At 53.6% G+C, this 6,626-nt stretch carries 6 protein-coding genes; all 6 read left to right on the forward strand.

Annotation, left to right across the window (positions count from 1 at the left end; genetic code table 11):
• Window positions 1–471 (forward strand): helix-turn-helix domain-containing protein (locus HMPREF1492_RS07150; RefSeq protein ID WP_232215570.1); only part of this gene is annotated, 471 nt, incomplete at its 5' end.
• Window positions 472–565: 94 nt separating this feature from the next.
• Window positions 566–1,078, forward strand: a complete 513-nt coding sequence (locus HMPREF1492_RS07155; RefSeq protein ID WP_232215576.1) for an IS30 family transposase — start codon at window positions 566–568, stop codon at window positions 1,076–1,078.
• 631 nt (window positions 1,079–1,709) lie between these two features.
• A complete protein-coding gene (locus tag HMPREF1492_RS00825) occupies window positions 1,710–2,000 on the forward strand; it encodes a co-chaperone GroES (RefSeq protein WP_035428429.1) in 291 nt (96 codons plus the stop codon).
• 120 nt (window positions 2,001–2,120) lie between these two features.
• On the forward strand, window positions 2,121–3,758 hold the full coding sequence (groL, locus tag HMPREF1492_RS00830) for a chaperonin GroEL (protein ID WP_035434985.1): 1,638 nt from the start codon (window positions 2,121–2,123) through the stop codon (window positions 3,756–3,758).
• Window positions 3,759–4,069: 311 nt separating this feature from the next.
• Window positions 4,070–5,407 (forward strand): 4Fe-4S dicluster domain-containing protein, encoded by a 1,338-nt coding sequence (locus HMPREF1492_RS00835; protein WP_051479327.1) that lies wholly within the window; start codon window positions 4,070–4,072, stop codon window positions 5,405–5,407.
• A 100-nt stretch (window positions 5,408–5,507) separates the two neighbouring features.
• Window positions 5,508–6,572 carry a redox-regulated ATPase YchF gene (gene ychF, locus HMPREF1492_RS00840; protein ID WP_035432527.1) on the forward strand — a complete coding sequence of 355 codons (1,065 nt, stop codon included), beginning with the start codon at window positions 5,508–5,510 and terminating at the stop codon, window positions 6,570–6,572.
• Window positions 6,573–6,626: the final 54 nt, after the last annotated feature.

Here is a 6,626-nt window from a genome sequence, read left to right on the forward strand (position 1 = left end):
GCTAGTGCAACAACAAAAGACAAGGTAGTGACCCATGGGTCTACAATGGCGCTTACGACAACGATCATTGAAAGGATTTCCATGGGTCACTATAGCCATCTTAGCATTGAAGAGCGCGAAGACATTATGGTCTGGTGGAAAAATCATGAAAGTATAAGCCAGATTGCTCGTAAGCTCGGACGAAACAAATCAAGTATTTCACGAGAGATTAAAAGAAACGGTTGGACAATCATTGGAGTGGCGCATCTGTGCTATAGAGCCTCGACTGCTCAGAGAAAAACCGATGTTCGACGCCAGGCTTGCAAGAAACGCACCCTACTCGATGATCCAAGCCTTCGTGCACGTATTGTCTTTCTTATCTGTAGTCGCCACTTCTCACCTGAGCAGATTGCAGGCAGACTACACTTAGAACTTTCCTACGCTCCTGTCAGCTGTAGCACTATATATAGAGCCATACACTCGGAAAACTAGACTGTGAACTTCCAGGTGTACAGTCTGTACGTAGAGACTTAGACACCGAGGTAAACGACGGCATACAAAACACCTCATAGAGCGCAGAGGAAAAATACGGATAACTCATGAACTTGTCGAAAGACCAAAAGAGGTTGCAGATCGCCAACGCATTGGAGACTGGGAAGGTGATACCGTCATCGGTAAGGCCAAAGGGCCACGCCTGGTCACACAAGTTGACCGTATGAGCGGCTACCTTGTTGGTGGCAAAGCTGCATCAGGGTCTAGTGCTGATGTCAATGTAGCTATACAGCAAGCTTTGAGAGGTGAGGTAGTAAAAACCATAACGCTTGATCGTGGATCTGAGTTTGCTCGAGCAGCAGAACTTCAAGAAGCTATTGGAGTAAGTATCTACTTCTGTCTTCCACATCATCCCTGGCAAAGAGGTACCAATGAAAATACCAACGGTCTCATCAGAGAGTATTTTCCAAAAGGTACAGACCTCTCATCGATTAGCAATAGAGAGATTGAGGCAGTATATAATGAACTCAATTTAAGGCCACGTAAGCGTCTGGGTTGGAAGTGCCCTTGGGAAGTCTACCATCACCAAACGTTGCACTTGCTTTGAGAATTCAAGCCCAAAAATGACTCCCAAGTGGTAAAAAATGCGTTTAGTTGGAGATTACAGAAATTGCGGGATTCTATGCATCGAGTCTACCTGCTGTTTTGCTTCGGACAAATAATCAGAAATCTGGATAGAATTCGCTACCTGGTAAAACGTAGGTGCAATTTTTCTGAATACTCCATTTCATCCCCAACTAAACGCGTTTTTTACCCAAATTGGACCCTCCCAAAGAGATGTTCATTTTTCCTATGCAAAATCACGAATATCACTAGCAGAATATGCACGCAGCGAATATTTGCACCAAAAATTATGCTAATGGCAAGAAATCGCAGGTGAAGACCACCTGGCGCTCGCGCCTGCCGACGCAAACCGCGTCTACCAGCAGCTCAGCAGCATCGCGCGCCCGCATGCAGCCCGCACGTCGCCCGCACGTCGCCCGCGCTCTGCCCGCACCTACCAGACTGCGCATAACCGTTGACGGCTTATACTGCACGCCTACAGAAAATCTAAGTCGGTTTTGTAAGATTTTCACAATATTTCGTATAAATTGTTTTCCCGTGTGGAATAACTAATAGCGTTGGAAAAGGGCGCTTGGCGCCAATATCGGGCTTGGCCCGAAAGGGAGGTTTTCATTATGAATTTGAAGCCACTTGGAGATCGTGTTCTGGTAAAGCCTGCTCCAAAAGAGGAGAAGACATCCTCTGGTCTCTACATTGCATCCGCAGCACAGGAGCTTCCTCAGCGTGGCGAGGTCCTCGCAGTTGGAACTGGCAAGCTTGATCAGAATGGCAATCGCATCGCTCTTGATGTTAAAGTCGGCGACCAGGTATTTTATGGCAAGTTCGGTGGCACCGAGGTCAAGGTAGACGGCGAGGAGCTCCTGCTTCTTCGTGCTGACGACATCCTTGCAGTCCTCGAGGACTAATCGCTCGCAGCTCGTTAATTCGTAGCTCGTTTGATCGTAGCTCGTTAACTCGCAGCTTAGTCGCTTGCAGCTTGTTCGTCCGCTTTTTACGTGTAAATTCAGCTATTTTGGAGGAATACCATGGCTAAAGATATCGATTTTGGCACCGACGCTCGTGCCAAGCTTGCTAAGGGTGTAAACACCCTGGCAGATGCCGTAACCACCACTCTTGGACCTAAGGGTCGCTACGTTGCTCTGCAGCGTTCTTACGGCGCACCAACCATCACTAACGATGGCGTCTCCGTTGCTCGCGAGATTGAGCTCAAGGACCCAGTAGAGAACATGGGTGCTCAGCTGGTCAAAGAGGTTGCTACCAAGACTAACGACACCGTCGGCGACGGTACCACCACCGCAACCCTGCTTGCACAGGTCATCGTTAACGAGGGCCTCCGCAACGTTGCTGCTGGTGCAAACCCAATCGCAATTCGTCGCGGTATCGACAAGGCCGTTGAGGCTGTCGTTGCTCAGATGAGGGGCATTGCTAAGGAGGTCTCAACTAAGCAGCAGATTGCTTCCGTTGGTACCATTTCCGCAGGTGACCCAGTCATCGGTGGCAAGATTTCCGACGCAATGGATGTTGTCGGCAAAGACGGCGTCATCACCGTTGAGGAGTCCCAGACCTTCGGCATCGACATCGACACCGTTGAGGGTATGCAGTTTGACAAGGGTTACGTTTCCCCTTACTTTGCAACCAACAACGAGACTCTCACCGCTGAGCTGGACAATCCTTACATCCTCATGACTGACAACAAGATTTCCTCCATTCAGGATATCCTGCCTATCCTTGAGGCTGTCCAGAAGCAGGGCGCACCTCTGCTCATCATGGCTGAGGACGTCGACGGCGAGGCTCTGACCACCCTCATTCTCAACAAGCTCCGCGGCGTTCTGAACGTTTGCGCAATCAAGGCTCCTGCATACGGCGACCGTCGTAAGCGCATGCTTGAGGACATCGCTGTTCTCACCGGCGGCCAGGCAGTCATCAAGGAGCTCGGCGTCAATCTCAACGAGATTAGCGCAGAGATGCTCGGTCGCGCTAAGTCTGTCAAGGTTACCAAGGAGACCACAACCATCGTTGGTGGCGCTGGTTCCAAGGACGCAATCGATGACCGTATCACCCAGATCAAGGCTGAGATTGAGAACACCACCTCTGACTTTGATCGCGAGAAGCTCCAGGAGCGTCTTGCTAAGCTCGCCGGCGGCGTTGCAGTCATCAAGGTTGGCGCAGCTACCGAGGTTGAGCTCAAGGAGATCAAGCACCGCATCGAGGACGCACTTCAGGCAACTCGCGCAGCTGTCGAGGAGGGCATCGTCGCAGGCGGCGGCGTTTCCTTCCTGGCTGCTTCCTCTGTCCTGGACAGCGTTCAGACCTCTGACGCAGACGAGAAGATTGGCGTTGAGATCATCCGCAAGGCACTTGAGGCTCCAGTCCGCACCATCGCTAACAACGCTGGCTTCGAGGGCAGCGTAGTTGTCGAGAAGATCAAGGCACTCCCAACCGGCCAGGGTCTTGACTCCGCTTCCGGCCAGTATGGCGACATGATTGAGATGGGCGTTCTTGACCCAGTTAAGGTCACCCGTACCACGCTCCAGAATGCAGCTTCCGTTGCATCCCTCATCCTCATCACCGAGGCAACTGTTTCCGAGATGCCAAAGGACACCACCATCGAGGAGTCCATTTCTCGCGCAGCTGCTCAGGGCGGCCAGGGCGGCATGTACTAATTCGCGCCTTCGCGTCACTTCAATCGGGTCCAGCCTCTCGCTGGGCCCGATTTTTTTGCCGCTGCGCCCACTTGGCGATAAACTCGTCTTGTCGTAACTGCAACGTTTTCCCTCTCAGCGTCCATTAATCGAAATCGTATGAATGTGATGTCATTTGAGCGGAATTATTGGTCGCTACAGGTTAAAATGTTTATTTGCGACCGCGGCCACACTGCTGTTGCGACTGTGACTACGCCGCAACTGCACCCGCGGCCAGCACGCCGCTGCGACCGTATCATTAATTCGCCACGCGCTAAAGGAGAGGAGGCACCATGGCTCAGAACCAGAATCATAACGAGGAGCGAGATTTTCTCGATGACCTCATTGATATCCAGGACTCCCTCCAGGTGCTCTCTAACCCGCTCGACGCGCTGATGGGAAGCCTGTCTATTGACCCAAATTCGGACAAGCCGTTCGAGCCAATGGACTACAAGGAAATCCCCTGGTCAAACGCTAATCGCTGCCTGAGATGCGCCTCGGGAAAAGCCGAGGCATGTTCTCGCTGTCTTGACGTTTGCCCAGCTAATTGCATTGATATCCACAACCAGTCCGTGCGCATCGACGACGATGCTTGTCTGCAGTGCGGCCTCTGCGTTGCCGCATGTCCAACTGAGACGTTTAACACGCGCCGCCACACGTCCCGCATGCTGTATGACCAGGTAGCTCGCGCGGCTTCCGCGTACGAGCAGTGCTATATTACCTGTACGCGTGCTCTGGCGAGAAAACCTGAGGGTAACGAGATTTGCTTGCCTTGCGTAGGCATGCTCTCGGCCGACATTTGGTTCTCGATTCTCACGGACTTTGATAACGTGAGTGTTTACCTGCCGTTGGGCGTTTGCGACCGTTGTCGCACCACCACTGGCGAGGAGGCATATACCCAGGCAATCGCTACCGCTGAGGAGTGGACGGGCGCCACGGTTGGCCTTGAGGTCGACGGCAATAACCTCAACCACAATTTCACGCGTGCGTATATCCGCTCGCAGTTCATCTCCAACGCGATGAACGGTGCAGAACGCCTGGTATCCGCGTCGACGCCTGTTCTTGCGGGCGCCAAAGCAATCGCTGACCGCATCAACTCGCACGCTCGCTCTCTGGATAAGCTTCAGACGCAGCTTGATGACGTGATGGGCCTGCGCACCACCGATATGAGGCAGTCCATGCTCACGCAGGATCGCCGTCTGGTCATGGGCGCCCTCCAGCACGACCCAGAGCTTGCTCCTTACGTGAAGCTTGAAGCTCCTATCTGGGATTCCAGCAAATGCACCGTTTGTGGCGACTGCAAAAATACCTGCACAACACATGCAATCGACATCGATGAGCGTGGCAAGCTGACCATTAAGATGCCGTTCTGTGTCAACTGCGGCGCCTGCGAAATTGTCTGCCCAGAACCAGGCGCGCTTACGATGGTGCCAATGAACACCTCTGAGCTGGTCGTTCGTGACCGCAAGGCCGAGGAAACCGAGCGCCTTGAGGCTTTGGCTCGTCGCAAGGCTCGCTTCATTTTTGACACCGGCAAGGAGCAGCTCAAACACCTGGCGGATTCAATCACCGAGGACTCGGATGAGGAAGCCGCCGCACAACAACCTCCAAAAGAGGATAATGGGGAGTAGCACGCGACTGCTTACACAGAGCACAACGCTTCTAGCTGCTCGTTCTTCTCGCCAGAAACGCAAGTAACCGTAACCGTCCACCGAAAACAAGAGGACTCACATGTCGCTTTCAATTGGTATCGTTGGCCTGCCAAACGTTGGCAAATCCACGCTGTTCACCGCGCTGACCCGCAAGGGTGGCCTGGCCGCAAACTATCCGTTTGCTACCATCGACCCTAACGTGGGCATCGTTGACGTACCCGACGCAAGGCTCCAGAAGCTGGCCGAGATTGTTAATCCTGGCCGCATTATGCCTGCAACTGTTGAGTTTGTGGACATCGCTGGCCTGGTCAAGGGCGCAAACGAGGGCGAGGGCCTGGGCAATCAGTTCCTGGCAAACATCCGCAACACTGACGCTATCTGCGAGGTTGTTCGTTACTTCAAAGATCCCGATGTCATTCATGTTGAGGGCCGCGTCAATCCTGACGAGGACGTGGACATCATCCAGACGGAGCTCATCCTCGCTGACCTGGGCACTATTGAGCGCGCCCTGCCTAAGCTGGAGAAAGAGACCAAGCGCGATAAGGACCTCCAGCCCAAGCTCAACGTGGCAAAGCGCCTTCAGGAGTGGCTGAACGAGGGCAATCGCGCTGCTGACATGGAGATGACCGACGAGGAGCGTTTGGCTGCTCGCGATCTTTTCCTGCTTACCATGAAGCCAATCCTGTACGTCGCAAACGTCGACGAGGACATGCTTACCGAGCCCGCTCCTGTTATTAACGGCGTCCAGTCCATCCCTGTCTGCGCAGGTGTCGAGGCTGAGCTTGCTGACCTTGATCCAGAGGAGGCTGCAGAGTATCTGGAGTCCCTGGGACTTGAGCACTCCGGCCTGGAGACACTTGCTCAGGCAGCATACAAGCTACTTGGCCTGCAGAGCTACTTCACCGCTGGCCCTATGGAGGTCAGGGCGTGGACCGTCCGCATTGGCGCTAAGGCTCCCGAGGCTGCCGGCGTCATCCACTCTGACTTTGAGCGCGGCTTCATCAAGGCCGAGGTTGCCAGCTACAACGATTACGTGGAGCTGGGCGGCGAGGCCGGCTGCAAGACTGCGGGCAAACTGCGCATCGAGGGCAAGGAGTACGTGGTCGAGGACGGCGACGTCATGCACTTCCGCTTCAACGTCTAAGCCACAAAACCGCTGATAGTTAACATGAAACGGGCGAGAAGATCGATCTTCTCG

The organism is Atopobium sp. BS2 (assembly GCF_000565075.1).
Lineage (GTDB): Bacteria > Actinomycetota > Coriobacteriia > Coriobacteriales > Atopobiaceae > Lancefieldella.